The 21,524-nt window shown below is 68.3% G+C and carries 21 protein-coding genes and 2 pseudogenes; 15 read left to right on the top strand and 8 right to left on the bottom strand.

Translation table 11 applies throughout. The features are described from left to right. Positions 1 to 40 precede the first annotated feature (40 nt). The 3 genes and pseudogenes from BM417_RS50340 (at position 41) to BM417_RS49330 (ending at position 992) form a co-directional block, all read left to right on the top strand. On the top strand, positions 41 to 514 hold the full coding sequence (locus BM417_RS50340; RefSeq protein ID WP_093600931.1) for a peptidase inhibitor family I36 protein: 474 nt from the start codon (positions 41 to 43) through the stop codon (positions 512 to 514). A 183-nt stretch (positions 515 to 697) separates the two neighbouring features. After that, positions 698 to 775: pseudogene (locus BM417_RS50335) on the top strand (peptidase inhibitor family I36 protein); the annotation flags it as partial. Between the two features lies 1 nt (position 776). Then, positions 777 to 992, top strand: a complete 216-nt coding sequence (locus BM417_RS49330; RefSeq protein WP_245822211.1) for a hypothetical protein — start codon at positions 777 to 779, stop codon at positions 990 to 992. A 9-nt stretch (positions 993 to 1,001) separates the two neighbouring features. Here BM417_RS49330 and BM417_RS28360 read toward each other — a convergent pair whose 3' ends face one another. Both BM417_RS28360 and BM417_RS28355 read right to left on the bottom strand, forming a co-directional pair. Continuing rightward, a complete protein-coding gene (locus BM417_RS28360) occupies positions 1,002 to 1,994 on the bottom strand; it encodes an ArsR/SmtB family transcription factor (protein ID WP_093600930.1) in 993 nt (330 codons plus the stop codon). 379 nt (positions 1,995 to 2,373) lie between these two features. Beyond that, positions 2,374 to 2,731, bottom strand: a pseudogene (locus BM417_RS28355) (tetratricopeptide repeat protein); the annotation flags it as partial. A 242-nt stretch (positions 2,732 to 2,973) separates the two neighbouring features. Between BM417_RS28355 and BM417_RS28350 the strand changes: the two are divergent. Continuing rightward, entirely contained in the window at positions 2,974 to 3,165 is a 192-nt protein-coding gene (locus tag BM417_RS28350; protein ID WP_093600928.1) for a hypothetical protein, read from the top strand. Between the two features lie 11 nt (positions 3,166 to 3,176). Here the strand turns inward: BM417_RS28350 and BM417_RS28345 are convergent, their stop codons facing one another. Continuing rightward, on the bottom strand, positions 3,177 to 3,773 hold the full coding sequence (locus BM417_RS28345; RefSeq protein WP_093600926.1) for a nucleotidyl cyclase domain-containing protein: 597 nt from the start codon (positions 3,771 to 3,773) through the stop codon (positions 3,177 to 3,179). 246 nt (positions 3,774 to 4,019) lie between these two features. Between BM417_RS28345 and BM417_RS28340 the strand changes: the two genes are divergently transcribed. Further along, on the top strand, positions 4,020 to 5,096 hold the full coding sequence (locus tag BM417_RS28340; protein ID WP_093600924.1) for a helix-turn-helix domain-containing protein: 1,077 nt from the start codon (positions 4,020 to 4,022) through the stop codon (positions 5,094 to 5,096). After that, positions 5,093 to 6,265: a hypothetical protein gene (locus tag BM417_RS28335; RefSeq protein ID WP_093600922.1), complete on the top strand. Its 1,173-nt coding sequence runs from the start codon at positions 5,093 to 5,095 to the stop codon at positions 6,263 to 6,265. The genes BM417_RS28340 and BM417_RS28335 overlap by 4 nt, the downstream gene beginning before the upstream one ends. On the opposite strand, the gene BM417_RS28330 is transcribed toward BM417_RS28335, so the two are convergent. Continuing rightward, positions 6,246 to 6,731: a GNAT family N-acetyltransferase gene (locus tag BM417_RS28330; protein ID WP_177320648.1), complete on the bottom strand. Its 486-nt coding sequence runs from the start codon at positions 6,729 to 6,731 to the stop codon at positions 6,246 to 6,248. The genes BM417_RS28335 and BM417_RS28330 overlap by 20 nt on opposite strands. A 116-nt stretch (positions 6,732 to 6,847) precedes the next feature. Here BM417_RS28330 and BM417_RS28325 point away from each other — a divergent pair, with 116 nt between their 5' ends. The 4 genes from BM417_RS28325 to BM417_RS28310 all read left to right on the top strand — a co-directional run bounded on the left by BM417_RS28325 (position 6,848) and on the right by BM417_RS28310 (position 12,229). Next, positions 6,848 to 7,960 (top strand): TIR domain-containing protein, encoded by a 1,113-nt coding sequence (locus BM417_RS28325; RefSeq protein ID WP_177320647.1) that lies wholly within the window; start codon positions 6,848 to 6,850, stop codon positions 7,958 to 7,960. 80 nt (positions 7,961 to 8,040) lie between these two features. Continuing rightward, on the top strand, positions 8,041 to 9,459 hold the full coding sequence (locus BM417_RS28320) for a 5'-methylthioadenosine/S-adenosylhomocysteine nucleosidase (RefSeq protein ID WP_177320646.1): 1,419 nt from the start codon (positions 8,041 to 8,043) through the stop codon (positions 9,457 to 9,459). Positions 9,460 to 10,109: 650 nt separating this feature from the next. Next, positions 10,110 to 10,793, top strand: a complete 684-nt coding sequence (locus BM417_RS28315; protein ID WP_093601414.1) for a response regulator transcription factor — start codon at positions 10,110 to 10,112, stop codon at positions 10,791 to 10,793. After that, positions 10,790 to 12,229: a HAMP domain-containing sensor histidine kinase gene (locus BM417_RS28310; protein WP_093600914.1), complete on the top strand. Its 1,440-nt coding sequence runs from the start codon at positions 10,790 to 10,792 to the stop codon at positions 12,227 to 12,229. The genes BM417_RS28315 and BM417_RS28310 overlap by 4 nt, the downstream gene beginning before the upstream one ends. 41 nt (positions 12,230 to 12,270) lie before the next feature. Here BM417_RS28310 and BM417_RS28305 read toward each other — a convergent pair whose 3' ends face one another. Then, positions 12,271 to 14,418, bottom strand: coding sequence for an MMPL family transporter (locus BM417_RS28305; RefSeq protein ID WP_093600912.1), 2,148 nt, complete (start codon positions 14,416 to 14,418; stop codon positions 12,271 to 12,273). A 204-nt stretch (positions 14,419 to 14,622) separates the two neighbouring features. On the opposite strand from BM417_RS28305, the gene BM417_RS48005 reads away from it, so the two are divergent. Genes BM417_RS48005 through BM417_RS28295 form a run of 3 tightly spaced genes read left to right on the top strand, consistent with a single transcriptional unit; the run spans position 14,623 to position 16,948 of the window. After that, positions 14,623 to 15,819: a hypothetical protein gene (locus BM417_RS48005; RefSeq protein WP_093600910.1), complete on the top strand. Its 1,197-nt coding sequence runs from the start codon at positions 14,623 to 14,625 to the stop codon at positions 15,817 to 15,819. 14 nt (positions 15,820 to 15,833) lie between these two features. After that, positions 15,834 to 15,998: a hypothetical protein gene (locus BM417_RS48000; protein ID WP_177320644.1), complete on the top strand. Its 165-nt coding sequence runs from the start codon at positions 15,834 to 15,836 to the stop codon at positions 15,996 to 15,998. Continuing rightward, positions 15,995 to 16,948: a Rieske 2Fe-2S domain-containing protein gene (locus BM417_RS28295; protein WP_093600908.1), complete on the top strand. Its 954-nt coding sequence runs from the start codon at positions 15,995 to 15,997 to the stop codon at positions 16,946 to 16,948. Before BM417_RS48000 ends, BM417_RS28295 begins: the two co-directional genes overlap by 4 nt. A gap of 162 nt (positions 16,949 to 17,110) precedes the next feature. On the opposite strand, the gene BM417_RS28290 is transcribed toward BM417_RS28295, so the two are convergent. Next, a complete protein-coding gene (locus BM417_RS28290) occupies positions 17,111 to 17,776 on the bottom strand; it encodes a response regulator (RefSeq protein WP_093600906.1) in 666 nt (221 codons plus the stop codon). 437 nt (positions 17,777 to 18,213) lie between these two features. Then, entirely contained in the window at positions 18,214 to 18,621 is a 408-nt protein-coding gene (locus BM417_RS47995; RefSeq protein ID WP_177320643.1) for a hypothetical protein, read from the bottom strand. Between the two features lie 437 nt (positions 18,622 to 19,058). On the opposite strand from BM417_RS47995, the gene BM417_RS28275 reads away from it, so the two are divergent. Beyond that, positions 19,059 to 19,631, top strand: coding sequence for a DUF3885 domain-containing protein (locus BM417_RS28275; RefSeq protein ID WP_177320642.1), 573 nt, complete (start codon positions 19,059 to 19,061; stop codon positions 19,629 to 19,631). Positions 19,632 to 19,757: 126 nt separating this feature from the next. On the opposite strand, the gene BM417_RS28270 is transcribed toward BM417_RS28275, so the two are convergent. After that, complete coding sequence (locus BM417_RS28270) at positions 19,758 to 20,120, bottom strand: DUF4440 domain-containing protein (RefSeq protein ID WP_093600902.1); 363 nt, start codon at positions 20,118 to 20,120, stop codon at positions 19,758 to 19,760. 77 nt (positions 20,121 to 20,197) lie between these two features. On the opposite strand from BM417_RS28270, the gene BM417_RS28265 reads away from it, so the two are divergent. Next, complete coding sequence (locus BM417_RS28265; protein WP_093600900.1) at positions 20,198 to 21,013, top strand: MerR family transcriptional regulator; 816 nt, start codon at positions 20,198 to 20,200, stop codon at positions 21,011 to 21,013. Positions 21,014 to 21,524 lie beyond the last annotated feature (511 nt).

Genomic DNA, 21,524 nt, shown 5'->3' with positions numbered 1-21,524 from the left:
GGCATACTCCGCGTCCCGCACATCAATCTCAGGGGGCAAGATGAGAAAAGCATTGTGTGTGCTGTTGGTTGTTCTCGGAGCCTTGGCCAGCCTGGTGAGCACCGCCACCGCCGACACCAGCCCCACCGACACCGCCACGACCCGGCCCGCCACGACGGGCAGGGCGCAAACGCCCGATTCCGGTGTCACGCCGCAGGCTCTGAGCTGTTCCTCGGGCAACCTCTGCGTCTGGCCGGTCACCGATGGCAGCCGCAACCGCTGCAGTTGGCTGAACAGGGACAACGACTGGTGGAACACCCCCGTCGTGTGCAGCTGGTCGTCCAGCCAGACGGTGAAAGCCATCTACAACAACGGCACCAGCTCGAGTTTCAGCGGTGTCTGCCTGTACGCCAACGCGAACTACAGCCACTGGCTGTACTACGTACCCCAAGGCCAACAGTACGTGCCCGGCCCCCAGTACATCGTCAGGTCACACCGCTGGGTGAGTTCTGGCAACGAGTGCTTCAACTCCTAGCCGACGTCGTACAGGGCTACTCCGCCGCGCCGACAGAGTGCGCTCAACGCGGCGGGGTGGCCCTCGGCCGCCTCCACGTCTCAAGGATGAACAAGGGAAAAGCACTGTGCGTGCTTGTTCGCCGCAGCATTCGCGCTGTCGTCGTCGGCGGGTATCGCGGCGGCGAAACCGCAGGACGTCTCGGTGCAGGTGTTGTCGTGCCCCAGCGGCGACTTGTGTGTGTGGCCGGCCATCGCCGGCAGCGGCAACCGCCGCAGCTGGGATGCCGTCGACCCCAAACTGGCTCTGTTCGTGGTCGCGGTCCAAGCCGGTGCGGGTCGTCGACAACAACACGAGTCCGAACTCGGCCGGGGTGTGCTTGCACTCGGCCCCGTACATCGCCTACTTCCTCCGCCACGGCGGGCAGGCCCAGGGGTGGCCGGGAGTGATCGTCCGCTCCCACCGGTGGGTCGAGGAGGCGAACGAGTGCTTCCGCTGAACGCCGCGCTCAGCGATCGGCGGCGAGCATCCTCAGCCCCAGCGGCGTGATCAGGTGATGGGCGAAGTTCTCCTCGCGCTCCGTGGCGATGAGACCGGCCTCGCGCAGGACGCCGGTGTGGTGGCTCACCGTGGCCGGGGCGACGCCCACCAGCTTCGCGAGCCTGGTGGTGGTGCTCCCGCCGACCACCGACCGCAGGATCGACGCCCTGGTGGAGCCCAGCAGCGCCGTCAGGTGGTCGCCGCCGGCTCGCCCGGCCGCCAGGAGCCGTGACTCGGTGCGGATGGGAAACGCCAGCGCGGGAGGCAGCTGGGGATCCGCCAGGGCCACCGGGTGGTGCAGGACGAAGTAGCACGGGATCAGCACCAGGCCTCTGCCGTCCAGGTGCAGGTCCCGGTCGACGGGGTAGTCGACGAACAGCACAGGCAGGTCCCACCGGGTGCCGCGCCCCAGCGCGTCCAGCAGCCCCTCCGGGCCGTCGTGCAGGTACCGCTGGATCCAGGGCGCCACGTCGGAGCACAGCCCTTCCTCGATCATCGGCAGGTGCGGCGCGATCACGGACCTGAAGTAGACGCGCAAGGCCTCACGCAGCTGCCGGAGTGCTGGGGATCTCCCCCTGGCGAGGTCGTCCAGCCAGCTCGCCTCCGGCCCCGACCCGGGGCGAATCAGATCGATCTCCGCGCGCAGGCGGTCCGACTCCGTCGACAGGACCGCGTCAACGCACTGGTCGATGCCGCACAGGTCTTCCGGCGGCGTGAGCAGATCCGGGAAGTAGGCCGCGTGCGGCGCCACCGTCACCACGGTGTGCAGCGCCGCTCGCAGCTCCGGATCACGCGCGGCGAGCTCGCGCACACTGCGGCGCCACGCACCGAACGACAGGTCGCCGTCCTTGTGCTGCAGGATCTGCGCGCTGCTGACGATCTCCCACATCAGGTCCGGTTTCAGCCTCAGCCGCGTGCGCGCGAAGTCCCGATCGGTGAAGTGGATGCGCAACTGCGGCATGTCCGCCCCCCAGAGCCGCCGTGACCTCCACCTGAGAAGTCATCCGCACCCCGGCGGAGATACAGCTCCGACGCGAAGTCACACCAGCCGCGCGGCAAAGCCCGTCCTGCACGCACGCCAGGAAGCGACCACCACACCGCTGATCAGCACGCCGAGCGGGTGCCGCCGTGGATGGCGCAGACCTACCTGACGGCGCTCGCCCCGGCATTCCTGCCGATCTTCGGCCGCACCCTGGTCTACGCGGTCTTGTGCAGCGGAGCTGAGCCGGCTGCGCCCGAGCGGCGGCGAGCTGAAGTGACCAGGGGCTAGTTGGCGGATTCGGCATTCCGAGGTGGCTGATCAGCGTCGTGGCGCGAGCCGAGATCGTCGAGTTGCCGTGGGCACGCGCCTCGGCGCGGCTGAACACGTCCAGTTGCAGGTGTCGGGTGCCGTGCCTGTCAATCAGAGAGGCCAGCCTGGCGCGGCCGGTGACCAGCACGGTGCAGGCCGGGCAGCAGTGGGACGACTTGGTCGGCGGTGGCGGCGTTGTCCAGCACGATCAGCATCCGCCGGTCGGCGACCAAACTCCGGTACAGCGCGGCTTGCGCGTCCAGGTCGGTCGGGATCCAGCTTGGATCGATCCCCAGAGCGTCGAGGAACCTGCGCACCGCCACCGCCGGGGCCATCGGCTCTTCCGCGGAGCTGAACCCGTGGAGGTCCATGAACAGTTGCCCGTCGGGGAACTGGTCCAGGTGGCGGCGGGGTCGAGTGCAGATGCACGTCACCAATGCGGCCAGCACCGCACGATCAGCCCAGTCCAACCGCGGACGACGATGACCTCGGCGTAACACCGAGGTCATCTCGTGCCGCAACACCAACAACTCCACGTCCTTCGCCGCCGACGACCGACTCGGTCGTCGCGGGCCGGACCGCGCTGCGCGGCTACTCCTGGATCACCGTCGTCCCAGCCGAACTGGTCGACCTCGTGGATCCGTCCACAATGCACAAATCCGTCGCACTCCCGGGCGGTGGCCTGATCCTGCAGGCCACCGAGACTCCCGCCGAGTACGACGAGACCGCGATGCGCGAGGTGTTCCGCGCCGTTGCACGGGCGCTGCCACCCGGTCTGCCGAAACGACTGCCAGGCAGCAACATTCAGGTCGTCTTCGAGAACGCGACCACAGCCGGGTAGTCCGAAAACCTTCAGCCGGGCACGTGCACCCAGCCGCGGCACTGCAGACCCGCGACCCGGAGTTCGATCAGCGGTGTGAACGCGCCCGCGTCGATGCCGTCGTAGCCGTGCCTGACGACCGAGCGGTGGATCTGTTCGGACACCACCAGAACGAGCGGCGAGGAAGTCTGCTGGAGGCGGGCTTTGAGAGCTGGAGCGGCGAGCAACCGGTTGGCGATCTCGATCTCCTCGCCGAACCATCCCGCGTAGTCGCAGGCCACGTCCCCGGAGTGGATGGCGACCGCGAGCCGCAACGGCTGGCGCTCGCCGGCGTTGCGCTCGTCGAGCAGTGCCCGCAGCCGCGGCGCGAACCTGGTCAGCAGCCAGGTCTTCGGGAAGCTGTCCGAGGGGTGCAGCAGCGCCATCGGCCCGTCGACCCGGTCGACGTACCGGTCGCGGAGATCGGTCGTGCTCCCACTGTCCAGCAACGCCTGCTCGAACAGGTCGTACGTGTCCGACCGCTGGTGAGCTTTCACCGAGTTGGTGCTCACCGCGGTGCCCTGGATGGCCGCCACGAGGATCACGCGCGGAATCGGGTAGATCGGCTGAATCGACGACAGGGTACTCATGCTCCCCGCCTCCTGACCTCGTCAGCTGGGAGGGCACTTCAGAAAACTTCAGTTTGATCTAGGTTTAGGTCTAGACTTCAGAGTAAGGCCCGTGTGAAGTCGGAGGCAAGAGGCTAGACGAGTTGCCACGGACGGACCGGCCGATGACCAGGATGACTGAAGTCGGCTGTAATGCTGGCGTGGCGAGCGGCGACAAATCAGCGTTGCGGTACCTTTCACTGAATTTCAGCTGAAGGACGTGATGGCGTGACCTCCGCTGAGGATCCGGCACTGGAACTCGCGCGGCGACTGCGGTCGCTGCGCAAGTCGTGCTGGCCGGGTAAGCGCATCACGCAGGAACAGCTGGCCAAGGCGTTCGACGTCAGCGTTCCGCTGATCTCCTCCTGGGAACGGACGAAGGACCCGGTTCTGCCTCCCCAGCACCGGCTCGACGCCTACGCGATCTTCTTCGCGACCGCCCGTTCCGTCGACCAGAAGCAGTTCCGGCTGATCGACCCGCTGACCGAGGACGAAGAAGCGCGCAGGGACTCGCTGATCGCGGAACTCACCGGACTGCGCAACCAGGTGACGGAAGCGGCTCCCGCCGCCAGTCCCCCGTCGGTCACCGACAACCTCTGGAAGTTCCCGACCGACGAGAACATCACGATCGTCTGCTCCGAGCTGCCGGAATATCTTCTCGCCCCGCTTCCCTTCACGGACCCGGAAGATCCCGACTACGTGGAGCTCTACCGGTACTCGGACCTGGACTCGCTGCTGGAACTGCACGGACACATCCGGGCGCTGAACCCCGACAACAACGTGTACATCCGCGCGGGCTCGCTCTCGCTCACCCCGGACGACTACTCGAGCCATCTCGTGCTGCTGGGCGGTGTCGACTGGAACCAGGTCACCGCCGAGGTTCTGCACCGCATCGACCTACCGATCAAGCAGCAGAACCGGCCCGACGACACGAACCTCAGCGGATTCGAGGTCACGGAGAACGGAGTCCGCAGAACGTTCAGGCCCGTGTTGCGCGACATGGGCGGTCAAAGGGTCCTCGAGGAAGACGTCGCACACTTCTACCGTTCGCCCAACCCGTTCAACAGGAACCGCACGGTCACCATCTGCAACGGCATGTTCTCCCGGGGAACCCTCGGCGCGGTCCGCGCCCTCACCGACGCGCGATTCCGCGTCCGCAACAACGCCCACGTGCACAGACGCTTCGCGGGCCACGACACGTTCAGCATCATCAGCCGGGTTCAGGTTCTGGCGGGGTCCGTCGTGACGCCCGATTGGACCAGTCCCGATTTCCTCCTGCATGAATGGCCTGAGACCACCACGTGACCAAATCCATCCGGATCCGTTCCCAGCACCACCACGGCTCACACCGCGGTCTGCTGTACCCCGCCCAGAGGGACTCACCTCTGGCGCCGGTGGACGCGATCATCGTGCCCACCGCCCGCGACCCGCGGGCGATGGAGCACGCCATCAATCTGGCCGCAGAGCTCCGATGCATCCTGGTAGCCCTGTGCAGCAAGCAGTCGTCAGCCGACGGCGTGGCCGACCGCGCAGTCGATGCCGACGTGGAACTGCTCGCCATCGACGCGCACAAACTCCCCACGAACCTGCTGCCGCGGTTCCGCACGTGCGATCTGCTGGAGGGCACCAGGTTCAGCCGGCACGCCGACACCAGCCAGAAGCGGAACCTCGGCTTGCTGATCGCACGGATGGCAGGCTGGGAACGAATCGTCTTCCTCGACGACGACATCCTGATCCCGGAACCACTCGATCTGAGCAGAGCGGCGGCACTCACCGAGGAGTTCGCCGGAGTCGGCCTCAACATCCACGGATTTCCGGACAACTCCGTGGTGTGCCACGCCTATCGCGAAGCCGGCGGCGCACAGGACGTGTTCGTCGGCGGCGGCGCGCTCGTAGTCCACTCGACGTCGAATTCCTCGTTCTTCCCCAACATCTACAACGAGGACTGGCTCTTCCTGACCAAGAACGAACGGCTCCCTCCGACAGCCGTCACGGGCGTCGCGGTGCAGAAGCCGTACGACCCGTTCGCCTGCGACGATCGGGCCCGGAAGGAGGAGCTCGGCGACGTTCTCGCGGAAGGGCTGTTCTGGCTGCTGGACGAAGGACGGTCACTTCGTGAGGCCGACATGACCTACTGGCGGCACTACCTGGCCAAGCGGCAGAGCTTCATCATGGAGACCATCACCATGGTGCGGCGCTTGAAGAAGGACTCCGAGCGGCGGGACAGGATGCTCAGCTCGTTGAGGGCGGCGTGCGAACAGTCCCAGTACATCAAGCCCGAGCTGTGCAGGGAGTACGTGCGGTCCTGGTGTGCCGATCAGAGCACGTGGCAGTGCCATCTCGAACGGCACCAGCCGAGCAGGAAGCAGAACCCCCGCGCGGGTGACGTCGGCAAGGTGCTGAGCGAACTGGGTCTCGCGGTGCGCAGCAGGTACCTGCCCCGGCAGCAGGCGTTTATCCCGGCAGGGGTTTGACGAGGACCTTGCAGGTCTCCACGATCCGGTGCCCGTTGCCTTCGGCGGAGCTGTAGCACTTCACCTGCGAATGCGGCCACTCCCGGAAGCCGAGCCGGGTGTAGAGCCTCTCCGCGCGCTCATTTCCGACCTCGACCGCGAGCGCCACCTCGCGGTAGCCCTTGCACGCCAGCAACCACTCCGAGGCGTGGAGAAGACTCGTCCCCGCACCCCGGCCCTGATGGTCGGGGTGGACCTCCAGGTGGGTGACCAGCGGGGTGCCCGGCAGGTGTGTCCGGATCTCCCGTTCCTCGGCCGGCTCCAGCCACAGGTAGACGGCACCGATCACCACACCGGCGTGCCACGCCGTGAGCAGGATCCCGCGGTCGTCGAGCTGCCGGTCGAGGCGGTCGGCGAAGTACCCCGCCTGCCCCAGGCTCCCGGCCAGGGACGGCAGGTCCTCGGGTTGCGCCGGTCTGATCCTCAAGCCACGCATGACACCCCTGCACCAACAGTACCGAACCGGGTCAGTCGATCTACCGCACCAGGGCTCACACGTCCTAAGTGGACAGAGATCGCGCGCGACCGCCGTACGCTGGAGGTGTGGCCGCCGTCTTCGTCAACTACCGCGTCCAGGACCAGCCCGGATACGCAACGCTGGTCCACCAGGCGCTGGCCCAGCACCTCGGCGGAAGCCAGGTGTTCCTCGCCCCGCGGTCGATCAGGCTCGGCGACGACTTCGTCGACCAGGTCTTCGACACCCTGCGGACGTGCCGGGTGCTGATCGCCGTCATCGGCTCGGCGTGGCGAGACCTGCTCGGCGATCCCCGCCACGACTGGGTCCAGCGGGAGATCAGTGATGCGTTTTCCCGCGGAGTAAGGGTGATACCGGTTCTCATCGAGGACGCGGAGGTCCCCTGCGAGGAGGACCTTCCCGACGGCATCGCGGCACTGGCACGTTGCCAGCGCCTCAGGCTGAGGCACTACACCATCGACGACGATCTGGCTCATCTGGTGCAGGAGCTGCGCGATCTCCTGCCACCTCCGCCCGACGAGACCAGGGCGTCGGGCGCGGCCTCCGTCTTCCGCCTCACCGACGGGCCCGAGTGCGAGCTCGCGATCGTGCCCGGCGACATCCTGCGTTGCACCACCGCCGACGTCTGGGCCAACAGCGAGAACACCGACATGCGCATGGCCAGGCCGACGGACTTCAGCGTGTCGGGTGTCATCCGGTTCTGGGGGTCCGTCCGCGAGGAGTCCGGGCAGGTGGTCGACGATCTGATCTCCGCCGAGCTCGACGCGAAGGTGGGAAGGCGGCCGGTGGCGCCCGGCACGGTGATCGCCACCGGGGCCGGGGAGCTGGTGCGCACGCACAACGTTCGGCACGTGATCCACGTTGCCGCGGTGCACGGCGAACCCGGCGCCGGCTACCGCCAGGTGGGCGACGTCGGCCGCTGCGTGCGCAATGTCCTATCGGTGGTGGAAGAACTGGATCCCCTGCCCCTGCGCGGTGTTCTGTTCCCCTTGCTGGGCACAGGCGCCGCACGCGCGGACGTTCTCAGCACCACCGAGGCGATGGTCGCCGCCGCGATCGATCATCTCGTCGATCACCCGGACACGAGGTTGCGTCGCATTCAGTTCCTCGGCTACACACGCCGCGAGCACGAAGCCCTGACGAGTACGTTCCACCGGCTCCCGCTCAGCCCACTTCATTGACAGAAACCTGACACCGCAAGGAGAACACCCGCGGAGCAGGTACCTTCCCGGCAGGAGTGAACTGTCTAGGCAGGATCACGGTGACGACGGAACCGACAGACACAGTTCTGGTGCTGACCGCCCTGGAGCCCGAGTACATCGCGGTGCGGGACCTGATCGAGTCCCCGGAGGTGCAGGGCCACGCCGCCGGCACCCGGTTCGCGACGGGGTCGATCCGGGGCCGCGCGGGGCGAGTCGTCCTGGCGCTGGTCGGTGTCGGCAACCAGTCCGCGGCGGCGCTGGCCGAACGCGCGATCTCGAGGTTCCAGCCACGCGCGGTGTTCTTCGCCGGAATCGCCGGTGCGCTGCACGACGACCTGGATCTCGGCGCGGTGGTCGTCGGCACCAAGGTGTACGCCTATCACGGCGGTTTCGAGGAGAGCGCGGGCTTCTCCGCCCGGCCCCAGGCCTGGGACGCGGATCACGAGCTCGAGGAGATCGCCCGCGCCGTGAGCCGGGACGACTCCTGGCACGCTGGACTACCTGACGCGCCGGCCGTGCACTTCCGCCCGATCGCGGCCGGCGAAGTGGTGATCAACTCCCGGGACACGGCCCTGGCCGAGCACCTGCGCCGGACCTACGGGGACGCCGCCGCCGTCGAACTGGAAAGCGCGGGGTCCGCGAAAGCCGCACAGCTGAACCGCACCCCGTTCCTGACCGTCCGCGGCATCAGCGACAAGGCGGACGGCGACAAGCACAAGACCGACGCCAAGGGCTGGCGGTCCGTCGCCGCCAGGAACGCCGCCGCGTTCACCATCGCCGTCGTGACCCAGGTACTGCTGCCGAGCGAGCGGAAATCCCTCCCTCCCAAAGCCATTGCGTGGAGCAGCCTCCTCAGGCCCGTGGACGTCAACTGGCGCACGGATCTCACCGGCAGCAGATCCGCTGTCGAACGCTGCGCGGTGGAGCTCCACATCGTGCCGGTGGACGACTTCGGACGACTGGAAGACCACGGGCTGGACCTCCTGCGCGACATGCTTCCTGCTCATGGCAGGGCGCGCCTGCTGTTCAAGGGCACCGACCAGCTGACCACCGCCGTCACGAGCCAGGTCGTCTGGGTGCGTTCGGCACCGAGCCCGTACGGCCACAGCGGGCTCGCGGTGCATCGCACTGGCCAGCGCACGACGTGGTCGCCCCTTCCCAACGACCACCTCGGCTCGATGCTCGACCGCGACGACCTGGCCGAGCGAATCGAACAGGCGCTGCGGCTGCTGGCGGAGATCCCGGATCTCCCCACGCCCGCCTCGGTAGCGCTGGCCGCGGGACTGGAGCCAGTGGCCGGACTCACCGAGGACGACGCCCACACACCCAGGCGACACGCGGGCAGCTCTCGCGTCGCACCGCATGTCAGGGTTCTTCCCGCGGACATGGTGCCGTTCACCACGCTGCTCGCTCACCCGGCCGAGGTGGCCGACGAGATCTCTGCCCGGCTGCACCTGGCCTTCCAGCAAGCCCACTGACGCCTCGGCCTCGCCACCCGGCCTTCACCGCGCAAGACCATTCGCCCGAAGGTTTCGAGCAGGGGCGCGACACGACGATTCAGCCTACGACGGACAGTGACTACCGCTACGGTGAGTGCGTGCTGACAGCGTGGGGCTGACCAAGGCGCACGAGGGACGCAGGGTCGTCGACATTGCGCATGATCACCGGGCTGACCCGGCCGGACCACGGCCAGGCGACGGTCGCGGGCAGCCCGTTCACCGCGTGGCCGAACCCGCCGCACGTGGCCGGGGTGATCCTCGATCGAAGCTGGGCAGAGGTGGGCGGAACGCGAGCGTGTTCTCGGTCTGTGCGAGTACCTCGATCTTCACTTGCCTGGGATTACCTCGTCGCAGTACCAGTCCGGCCCCATGCCTCGACCCTGCCGCGACCCGTGCACGGGTCTGGGCGAGCCGGTACTCGAGCTCCCACCGCGGACCTCTTCCGGCATGTCGACCTGCGGCCGCTGCGTCGCCTACTGCGGTGTCATCCGCCAAGATCGACAGCTGCGGCAAGCGTGGCTGGTCCAGCCCACTACAGCCGTGGCCACAGCGGTGACGCTCTAACCCTGGCCTCAGGTTGATCGGGGACCATGAGCGGCAAAAGCATCGACTGGAAGGGGCGGGCCGGCGTGCGGATCATGATCGCGGATGACGAGGCGGCCATCCGCGAGTCGCTGGAGCGGGTGCTCCAGGTCGAGGGTTACGACACCAGCACCGTCGCCAACGGTCTCGCCGTGCTCGACGGGGTCGACGGCGAAGAGCCGGATCTGCTGATCCTCGACGTGATGATGCCCCGCCTCGGTGGGGTGGAGACCTGCCGGCGGTTGCGGGCAGCGGGTCGGGATCTGCCGGTGCTGATGCTGACCGCCCGGGATCAGGTCTCCGACCGGGTCGCGGGGCTGGACGCGGGCGCCGACGACTACCTGCCCAAGCCGTTCGCCACCGAGGAGTTGCTGGCCAGGGTCCGGGCGCTGCTGCGCCGTCGCGCGCCGGGCGACGACGAGTCGCAGATCCTGACGTTCGCCGACGTCCGGGTCGATCCCGACAGGTTCGAGGCGTGGCGGGGCGGGCGGCCGCTCCGCCTGACGCGGACCGAGTTCTTCCTGCTGGAGGTCCTCGTGCGCAACGCGACCCGCGTGTTGACCCGAGGCGAGCTGTTCGGGGCGATCTGGGGCTTCGACATGAGCGTCACCTCCAACAACCTCCAGGTGTACGTGAGCTACCTGCGCCGCAAGATGGAGGCCGAGGGTGAGCCGCGATTGATCTACACGCGGCGCGGCTTGGGGTACACGTTGCGGGAGACTCCTCCGTGAACAGGCCCGCGGGCCGGGGCTCGCGGCGGCTGACCCGCTGGTGGCGTCGGCGGTCCCTGCGGACCAGGCTGACGGTGATCGCGGCGACGGCCATCGCGGCCAGCGTGTTCATGGCGTTCCAGGTGGCCAGCGAGCTGCTGGACTGGGAGCTGCGAGCTACCGCGGAGGACCAGCTGCGCGCCGACTCCCGCGCCCTGGCGGCGAACGCGGAGCGCGCCGGTCTGGCGCAGGTCCAGCTACCGCCGTATCCCGGAGCCGGTCGGCTGGTGCGGGTCATCCTGCCCGACGGCTCGATCCGGACGCCGGTCGGTCAACCCGCGCTGCCCCCGGTCAGCGAGCACGCCGGGCGCGTGGCGCAGGGCGCGTCGGCCGACCTGATGGAGTCGGGCGACAGCGACGACGACGGCTACCTCATCTACACGCTGCGGGCAGGCGGCGGCGCGGTCCAGGTCGCCCGCGCCGCCGACGACACCCCGATCAACCGGTTCGGGTTGGGTATGCTGCTGATCGGGCTGTTCTGCGTGGTCTGCGGCGCCCTCGTCGGGCGGGCCGTGGCGCGGACCGGGCTGGCACCGATCGACCGGCTGACCGCCGCCGCGGTACGTGTCGCGCACACCCGGGATCTCGACGCCGACATCCCGGATGAGGGCGGTGGGGAGATCCGGCAGCTGATCCAGTCGATCAACGACATGCTCGCCGCGCTCCGGGACTCCCGGCAGGCCCAGCGGCTGCTCGCCGAGGACGCCGCCCACGAGCTCAAGACCCCGCTCACCAGCCTGCGCCTCAACATCGAACTGCTGATCCGGCTCGATCGGCGCGGCATCCTGGACAGCGCACTGCCCTCGGAGAGCCGGACCCGGCTGCTCAACGATCTCGGCGCCCAGGTGGTCGAGTTGAGCACCCTTGCCGCCGAGCTGACCGACCTGGCGCGCGGTGACGTCAGCGACGAGAGCACCGAACTGCTCGACCTCGCCGACGTGGTGGTGGCCGCCGCGACCCAGGCGTGTTCCCGCGTGCCCGACATCGAGGTCGCGCTCGACGTGACCTCCGTGTGGGTGAGCGGGCGTCCCGCTGCGCTCCAACGGGCGGTGCTCAACCTCATCGACAACGCCGGTAAGTGGTCCCCCGCGGACCAGCCGGTCCAGGTCCGGCTCCGTGCCCAGGACGCGTCGGCGGTGCTCGAGGTCGACGACGCCGGGCCGGGCATCGACGCCGCCGACGTACCGCGGGTGTTCGACCGGTTCTACCGTGCCGACAGCGCCAGGGCGTTGCCGGGATCCGGTCTGGGGCTGTCGATCGTGCAGCGGGTCGTCGACGCCCACGGCGGCCGGGCCACCGTGGGCCGCTCCGCACGCGGTGGCGCGTTGCTTCGGGTCGACCTTCCGGCCGTCCCGATCGCGCGGCTCACCGCCGGGGAGGACACCGCGGTGCGCTGATCCGGGACGGGCACGGGGCCCGTCCCGGATCTCGTCCGTGCTCACCGTTGCAGCGCGGGCTCCTCGTCGTCGGCGCGCGGCCGTTGACCGTCCGGCGGCTCCACCGGCCGGGACAGCCGGCTCGGCCACCACATCCGCCGGCCGATCAGCAGGGTGAGGGCGGGCACCAGGACCGACCGCACCAGCAGGGCGTCGAGCAGCACGCCGAAGGCGACCAGGAACCCGACCTCGATCAGCATCACCAGCGGAAGCGTGGTGAGGACCGCGAACGTGGCCGCCAGGACCAGGCCTGCCGAGGTGATGACGCCACCGGTGGCGGAGAGGGCTTTGAGCATGCCCTCTCTGGTGCCCAGACGCGCGGTCTCCTCCCGCGCCCGGCTGGCCAGGAAGATGTTGTAGTCGACGCCGAGCGCCACCAGGAACAGGAACGCCAGCAGCGGCACCGAGTAGTCGATGCCCTTGAACCCGAGGATCGTGTCGAAGACGAACACGCTGCCGCCGAAGGCCGCCGCGAACGAGACGACCACGGTGGCCATCAGGATCAGCGGCGCCACGATCGCCCGGAGCAGCAGCGCGAGGACGATCAGGACGACGGCGAGCACCAACGGGATCACCAGCTTCTCGTCCTGGCTGGCGGTCACCTCGGTGTCGAGGTTCTCCGCGCTCGGCCCACCGACCATCGCCTCGGCCCCGCTCACCGCGTGCACGGCGGTGCGCACCCGCTTGATCGTGTCGTACTCCGCGGCGGTGTCCGGCGCGTCCGTCGGGAACACGGAGATGTCGGCCCAGCCACCGCTGGTCTGACCCGGGATGGCCACTGCCACGCCGGGAGTGCCCTTGACGACGTCGAGCACCCGCTCCTGGTGCGCAGGCCGCGTGAAGATCGTCATCGGCTGGCCGCCGAGCTCCGGGAAGTGCTGGCGGAGAACGGTGAAGCCGGTGACCGACTCCGGCGCGGACACGAACTGGTCCTGCTCCCGCAGGGCACCGGTGTTGCCGGTCAGCCCGAGGGCGAGCACGCCCAGGACGCCGAGCGAGCCGAGCGTCGCCACCCACCGGCGGCGGTTGATGGCGGCGCCGAGCCGGACCCACAGCCCCGGCTTCTCCACCACGGCCGTGCTGAACCGCGGGATGGCCGGCCAGAAGATCCGCCTGCCGAGGACCACCAGCAGCGCCGGGAACAGCGTCAGCATGGCCACCAGCGCGCACAGGATGCCGGCCGCGCCGATCGGGCCCAACCCGCTGGTGCTGTTGAGGTCCGCGACGAGCAGGCAGAGCAGGCCGGCGATCACGGTGGCCGCGGACGCGATGATGGCCGGCGCCGCACCGCGCAGCGCGTGGATCATCGCGACCCGGACGTTCTCGTGGTGGTGCAACGCTTCCCGGTATCGGGCGATGAGCAACAGCGCGTAGTCCGTGCCGACACCGAACACCAGGATCGTCAGCAGCGCCGAGTTCTGGTCGTTGACCACGATGCCGAAGCCCTTGACGAGCAAGTAAACGGTCGCCATCGAGGTCAAGGCGGCCGCGCCCACGGCCACCAGCGGGATGAGCCACAACACCGGGCTGCGGTAGGTGATGATGAGCAGGAGCGTGACGACGACGATGGTGGTGAGGAGGACCTGCAGGTCGATGCCGTCGAAGACGGCGTCCATGTCGCCGTCGACCGCGGCCGGGCCGGTGACGTCGAGTTCCAGGCCGGCGGGGCGGTCCTTCGCGGCGTCGCGCAACGGGCCGACGATGGCCTCCGGTGCGCCGTAGGTCGTGCTCACGTCGAGGGTGAACATCATCGCCTTGCCGTCGCTGGAGGGGCTTGTCTGCGGGCCCTCGTCGTCCTCACCGGTCGGGGCCACCACCTTCGGCGGGTACCGCGTGGCAAGGGTGTTGTAGTGGCGCTCGACCATCGCGCGGTCGGCGTCGGTGATGCCGCTGGCGCGGTGGTACACGAAGACGAACGTGTTGTCGTCCCCGCCAGGGAGACTGTCCTCCAGCACCGCGACCTTGGTGGACTCGGCACTGGCCGGCAGGGTGTCCGCGGCGCTGTCGGTGGTGACCGAACTCAGCTTTCCGCTCAACGGCCCCATGACCACCGTCAGCACCAACCACAAGCCGATCACCAACCACGGCACCCACCGGCCTGCCAACCGACCGGCCGGTGTTCTCCCGGACGGCGCTGCGTTGACTGCCATTACCAGCCTCCTCCATACGTGTTGCTTCGCCTGTCTGGCGCCGACTTCCTACCGAGCGAATCTGAGAGGACCGTTAACGCGGTGCTCAGGCCCGTCGGCAGTCCTAAGAGGACCCAACGGAGTAGTACCGTCGTACCGCCTCCCTCCCGAAGTGACGACCGAGGTACGACGAAACGGGACGGATTTCGTCCTAGCGTTGAGACCATGACGAGAACTGAAAGTCCACTGTGGAGGTTCGGGGCGACCACCGTGGCGCTGGCAACGGCGTTCGCTGTCGTCGCCTGCGGGTCGAACGCCGGCGGCGGCGCGGCGCCCGTTCCGCACAACGCGCACGCGGGTCAACCGCCGGCTCCAACGCAGCCGTTGCGCGCCGGCGAGCGGTTCGTCGACCTGAAGATGGCCGAGGCCTACACGCCCGCGCCGCCGGAGGGCGGCGGCACGGACGAGTACCGGTGCCAGGTGATCGATCCGGGCCTGACCAAGGCGGCGTTCCTGACCGGGACCCAGGTCACGCCTGAGAACGTCGCCATCGCGCACCACGCCATCGTGTACGCGGTGCCGCCAGGTGGCGCCGCCGCCGTGCACGAGCAGGACGCGAAGACCCCCGGCCTCGGCTGGCAGTGTTTCGGCGGGACCGGTGTGGCCGGCGCCGAAGTGGAAGAGGGGGAAGCGGCGTGGGTGGACACCTGGGCACCGGGCGCCGCGGAGACGCTGTTCACCGAGGACGCCGGCTTCAAGCTGGAGCCGGGCAGCCTGATCGTCCTCCAGCTCCACTACAACCTGCTCGCGACCGACGGCAAACCGGCCGGGTCCGACCGCTCGGCGGTGCGGCTGCGGCTGACGGACGGCACGCCACAGACCCGGGAATTCGTGACATGGCCGCTCGACGCGCCGACCGATCTGCCCTGCGCCCCCGACGAGTCGGGTCCGCTCTGTGACCGGGCAGCCTCGATCGCGGACGTGACGAAGCGGTTCGGGCCGGAGGTCGGCGGCACCGCGGACGAGCAGCTGGAGGAGTGCGGCCAGAGCGCGCCGAAGCCAGGCAACACCCAGACCTGCGACCACAAGGTGCCGGAGCCGATGACGCTGTTCGCCGGCTTCGGCCACATGCACCTGCTCGGGCGGGCCATCAAGGTCGAACTCAACCCAGGTACGCCGAACGCCAAGGTCGTGCTGGACGTGCCGCAGTTCGACTTCGACAACCAACGGCTGCTGAAGATGCCGTCACCGGTGGAGATCGGCCCGGAGGACACGCTGCGGGTGACGTGCACGCACGACGCGGGGTTGCGCAAACGGTTGCCGCAGCTGAGCAAGCTGCCGCCTCGCTACGTGGTGTGGGGCGACGGCACCAGCGACGAGATGTGCACGGGCATCATGACGGTCTCCCCCCGCAAGTCCTGACGTAAGGGTCGAACGTGCGTGAACTCATTGAGGTATCGCATCCCACGACGGTGCACTCGGCGTTGGGACACATGCACATGCTCCAGTTGAGCAAGCTCCCGCCGCGCCATGTGGTCTGGGGCGACGGCTCCGACGACGAGATGTGTGCGAGCCAGATGATGTCCTCGGCCACGACATGACCCGGTTGCGTTTGGATTCCCCGAGGCGGTCGCCGGTCTGGGTACTGCTGCCGCTGCGTGCTTTTCTCGGTGGCACCTTCTCCTACGCCGGTCTCTCCAAGCTCCTCGACACGCACTACTTGGATGGCACCTCGCCACTCGGTGTCCACGCGCAGATGGTGAACGCCGCCGCGACCTCCCCGATCGGCCCGCTGGTCTCGCTGGCCGCCGACCACGCGACCGTCGCCGGGCTGGCGATCGCTTTCGGGGAGATCGCGGTCGGGCTCGCCACCCTGCTCGGGCTGTTCACCCGGCTCGCCGCACTCGGCGGTGTCCTCCTCTCGCTCGGCTTCTTCCTGACGGTGAGCTGGACGACTCGGCCGTACTACGTCGGGGCCGACATCGTGTTCGCCTTCGCCTGGACCCCGTTGCTGATCGTGGGCGACGCCGGGGTGTTGTCACTGAGTGCCCGGCTGCGTGCGAAAGTGCGGCACGGGCTCGGCCTGCCAGTGCACCCCACGCCGGGCGAAGACGGGACAGTGCAGGACGACGTCGAGCGGCGCACCGTGCTGCGGAGCGGTCTGATCGCGGGGGCGGCGACCGCTGCCGGAGTCACCGCGGGCAGCGTGCTGGCGCTCGCCCGGCGCCCTGCCGGCCCGCCTGCGGACTCGGTGACCCACGGCGCGGTGATCGCTGCGGTCGACGACATCGTCGTCGGCTCGTCGAAGAGCTTCACGATGCCGAACGGGACGCCCGCCCATCTCCTGCGCCCGGCGCCGGACACCTTCCTGGCGTTCAACGCCACCTGCAGTCATCAGGGCTGCCCGGTCTCCTACGTCGGCCCTGGATTCCGGTGCCCATGCCACGGCGCCACCTACGACGAGAACGGACAGGTGACCGGAGGGCCGGCACCCGCACCGCTGATCAAAATCCCGATCAAGGTCGTTGAGGGCCAGGTCGTGCTCGCCTGATCTTCGGAGCTCCGGCGGATCAGTCAGACACCGTGGCCGGGTGTGCGTGAGCGGTGCTCCGATGCCGCGAACGAGATCGAGGCCACGTGGTTGGGCTGACCAGTCCTGTTCGGTAGGCGATGACCGGCAACGATGATGTCGTCTTCAATTCCTGACGAAGCGCTAAATCGGCCGGGTGAGTCTCAGGTCGTAGGCGAGGATGACGGCCTGGATCCGGTCCCGCGCGCCGATCTTGGCGAGAACCCGCCCGACGTGGGTCTTCACCGTCGACTCCGACAGCGTGAACCGGTGCGCGATCTCGCCGTTGGTGAGGCCGTGGCCGATGGCGACGAGGATCTCGCGCTCGCGGCCGGTCAGGGAGTCCAGCCGGGCATCCTTCCGCACGGTCTCGCAGAGGTCATCGTCGAGTTGGTCGGCGAACGTGTCGAGCAGCCGCCGAGTCAGCACCGGCGCGATCACCGCGTCCCCGGCGGCGACGGCCCGGATGCCGGCGAGCAGTTCCTCCGGGCGGGTGTCCTTGAGCAGGAAACCGCTCGCCCCGGCTCGCAGCACGGCGAACGCGTACCGGTCCACGTCGAACGTCGTCAGCACAAGGATTCGCGAACGCCCACCTGCGGCGACGATGCGCCGGGTGGCCTCGATCCCGTCGACGCCCGGCATGCGGATGTCCATCAGCACCACGTCGGGTTGCAGCTCGGTGGTCCGCCGAACGGCCTCGGCGCCGCTCTCGGCCTCGCCGACGATCTTGGTGTCGGGGGTGCTCTCCAGCAGCATGCGAAACCCGAAGCGCTGCAGCGGCTGGGCGTCCACCACGAGCACAGAGATCATGAACGGCTGCCTTTCAGGGTCGCGTGGACGGTCCAGCCGCCGTCCGGTGCGGGGCCGGCGCTGACCGTGCCGCCGTAGCCGCAGCGAGTTCGGCCGTGCCGCCGAGGCCGACACCGCGTCGCCCGGCGATGCCTAGTTCATACCGAGCGGACCTGAGACGACCGTTAAAACGGTGCTCAGGCCGGTTGGTCGCCGGCGCGAGTTCGTCGTCGGGCGGCCCGATCCTGCTCAACCTGCGAAGCGTGCGCATGGACCGGCACTGCGCAACCCGACGGCTGCTCAGGCTGTCCGAGGTATCGGTGGTACGGCTACCGCGGATGCATCCACACATGCTGTGATCGACACCCGAACTACATCCCGGCTGCGTACATGGCCTCCGCAACCTGACACCGGACGCACTGTCTTGCCGATGATCGGACAGGCCAGGCGGTGACTGATCACGCCAGGTATGGGTAGACCTTGACCTTCTCGTGTGGAAGGTGAAGTTCGACCCATGAACCAGCCATTCCTTCGGGCAGGCCGTTGATGTGCCCGAGAAGGATCAACGCGTCGGCGAACTCCAGGTGCGCAAATGCCGATCCCTGATCAGCTGCTTCAAGGCCCAGCTGGCCCTGGACGAAGATCCCACGCTCGTTCTCGCGCACAAGGGGTTCCCCGACCTCGACCTCCGAGCAGTTGAGTCCCCACCGGAACTCCTCGTCCAGTTCCCATTCAACGTGGTGCGCGCCCGGCGTCGCCTCCAGCTCCCCGCACCAGCGGGCTACCACCAACCCGACCGAAGTCCGCACGTAGGCCAGCACAACATCATCCGAAGAACGGACGACCCTCTCCACCTGAACCAACACCAGATCATCGTGCCGCATGCCGACTGCTGCGGAAGTCCAGCGTCGCGGGGCATCGCGGTGATCCGGGCCAAGCCGACGGCATCAGGTAAGCCGTCGATGCAGATGAAGATCTCAAAGTGCTGCCGCCCGATCACCTCACCGGCAATCGCAGTTCCAACAGGGAGTTGCTCGACTGTCGTGCTCCACGCAGCGCTGCTGCGTTTCGCGAGCCGCTGGCCGTCATCACGCCAGGAGTAGCCGTTCACCGCACCGGTGCTGCACCGCCTGCCAGGCCTACACCCGACCATCCGCTCATGCCGCTGTGAGGTGAGTGGCCTCGTCATGCAGATCCGACAACAAGGAATGACTGCTGATGCGGCCGGCGGTCGCCGCGCGATGGCCCAGTTCTGGGCGTAAACCTGATGAGCGGGCGACGGTCGGCGGGATAGCGTGTCCCAATGCCCGACGAAGAACTGCTGCGCCGATGGGAGAAACGATGGCCGGACTGCCCGCCCATCGGCCACGAACTGCGCTGTGAGCGGGACCGATGGGTGCGTTTCCACAGCCTGCCGGAGTCCAAGCGCTACCCGGACACCGAGGACGAGTGGGCGATCGTGCTGGACCGCTACAACACTGTCCTCGACGAACTGTTCGCAGGCATTGACGTCTACGTCGCCACATCGGACTGGTCCGGGACCCCGGTGCCGCCCGAACGCCCGCACGAACGGACACAGTGGCACCCAGGGGCCCATCACTGGACTTCGATCCACACAGATCCGGATCCGGACGATCCGATCTACACGCACGTGTACGTCAGCCAGATCCCATGGGAACGCGGCCGCATCGACGCACTGCTGCGTGCCGTCGCTGACGACGCCACCGCGGGAGTGCTGATCACCGATACCGGCCTGCAACGGATCTACTGCCCGTACGACGGCGGCGCCGACGTCATCCTCACCACGAGCGCCGAACGCGACCAACTGCGCTCGCGGCACACCGACTGGCTCTCCGCGCACCCCGCGGGGCTGTAGAACCTCAGCGGTCTGATCGCCGCAGGACCGCCGGCATCCGCCGAGTCAGAGGCGATGAGCCTTGGGAGCGTTGAACGTGCCGGAACGGTCCTCAATGGACCTGAACGGAACCGCGCCGACCTGCGGTCAAGGCTCGATGGCCAGCCTAGCGATCGAGGCGTCCCGCAGCACGAACCGGTAGTGCAGGTCGATCACCCCGCCGGGGAAATTGCCTTCCAAGTGTTGAACGACGTCATAGTGCAGGTCGCTGATTTGCGTGACGGCGCGCAGTTCCGTGGAGTAGGTGTACTCGGTCGCCGCGTGGGCCAGCCAGGTCCGGATCTCGTCGATGCCGTTATGCGTGCGGCCGTCGTCGGTCACCTCGGCGTCGGCGGTGAACGACGTGATTGCCTTGTCCACGTCGTTGACGCGGTGCGCGGACAGGTAGTTGGAGACCGCTGCGGGCAGGTGTTCCGGCGGGATGCCCTTGGTCCGATCGGCTTCGCTCATTCCCCGACTGTGCGGTCTCCCCCGGGGAGAGGGTCAAGTCACCCGGCTCTCTCGCTGGATGAGGGGACACTGGCACCATGCGAGAGGGACTCACCATCGGGCAGTTCGCCGCGCTGACTCACTTGAGCGTGCGCACGCTGCGCCGGTACCACGAGGCTGGTCTGCTCGAACCCGCCACGGTCGACGCGGGCACCGGCTACCGGTACTACACGGCCGCGCAGATTCCGCCCGCACAGGTCATTCATCAGCTGCGTCAGCTCGACGTGCCTTTGGCCGAGGTGAAGTCCATTCTCGCCACCGATGATCCGCACCGGCGCGCGGACCTGGTCGCAGATCATCTGCGTCGGCTCGAGGAGTCCCTGAACCGCACCCAGGCCGCCGTGGTCTCCCTCCGGAAGCTCCTGAGTCCTGACCACGGCGGTCAGTTCGAGGTCGAGTTGCGGACGGTGCCCGCTCGCACGGTCGCGGCCATCACCGGCGACGTGGAGCTCGAACATGTGGTGGCGTGGTACGACGCGGCCATGGCGGAGCTCGATGCGGCCTACCCGCCGGCCGAACGGACCGGGCCGCCCGGTGGCCGCTACGACAACGAGTTGTTCGCTGAAGGCTCTGGCCGGATGTCTGTTCTCCGGCCCGTACGCCGGCCTCGTCGATCTGGCCGGATCGACGTCCTCGAACTGCCTGCCGTGGATCTCGCGGTGACCGTCCACACTGGATCTCACGACAGCATCGACGTCACCTACGGCCGCCTCGGCGCGTGGGTGGTCGAGCATGCGCTCACCGTCGTCGGGCCGATTCACGAGACCTACCTCGTCGGTCCACGCGACACCGCCTCGCCCGCACAGTGGCGCACCGAGATCGGCTGGCCCATCTTCCGCGTCACCGCCGGCTGAGGCTTGCCACGCTTCGCTGATCACGTGCGCGTGCCGGAACCGCATTTCCGCGGAACTCGGCAGACCCTGACGACAGCACGCTCACCAACCTGCGCGCCGTCACCCGAATGAGTTGAACTTCGGGTGCAACAAGGACGGGGGACAGTGCGTTCAAGCAGCGTGCGGAGGCCGCCCTCGGCGTCGCACTGGCAACGACCTGTCGACAGGGAGGAAATTGTCCACCTTCTGACAACGAACCCGAAGGCGCGTTCTGTTGGCGCGCAATCTGTCGGGATGACCCGGAACCCAGCCGACCCTCTCGTCAGCCGGCACCTGCGGTCCCTGCTGTGACGTCGACTCGTTGCGGCACAACGAACTCCGCCGGGCCAACGAGGCCATAGGAGTCGCCAATAAGCGGCGCTCAAAGGCCTTTTGACGCGCAGAAGAATGTCGAGTCTAAGTCGCCGGGAATATCCGGAACGGCGGTTGGGCCGTCATCATCGGCGACGTACGACGCCGCGTTACGACTCCA

The sequence above is a fragment of the Lentzea waywayandensis genome (genome assembly GCF_900115955.1).
GTDB classification, from domain to species: Bacteria; Actinomycetota; Actinomycetes; order Mycobacteriales; family Pseudonocardiaceae; genus Lentzea; species Lentzea waywayandensis.
The sequence above is the reverse complement of the archived record's forward strand: the minus strand, read 5'-3'. Positions and strand labels throughout refer to the sequence as shown.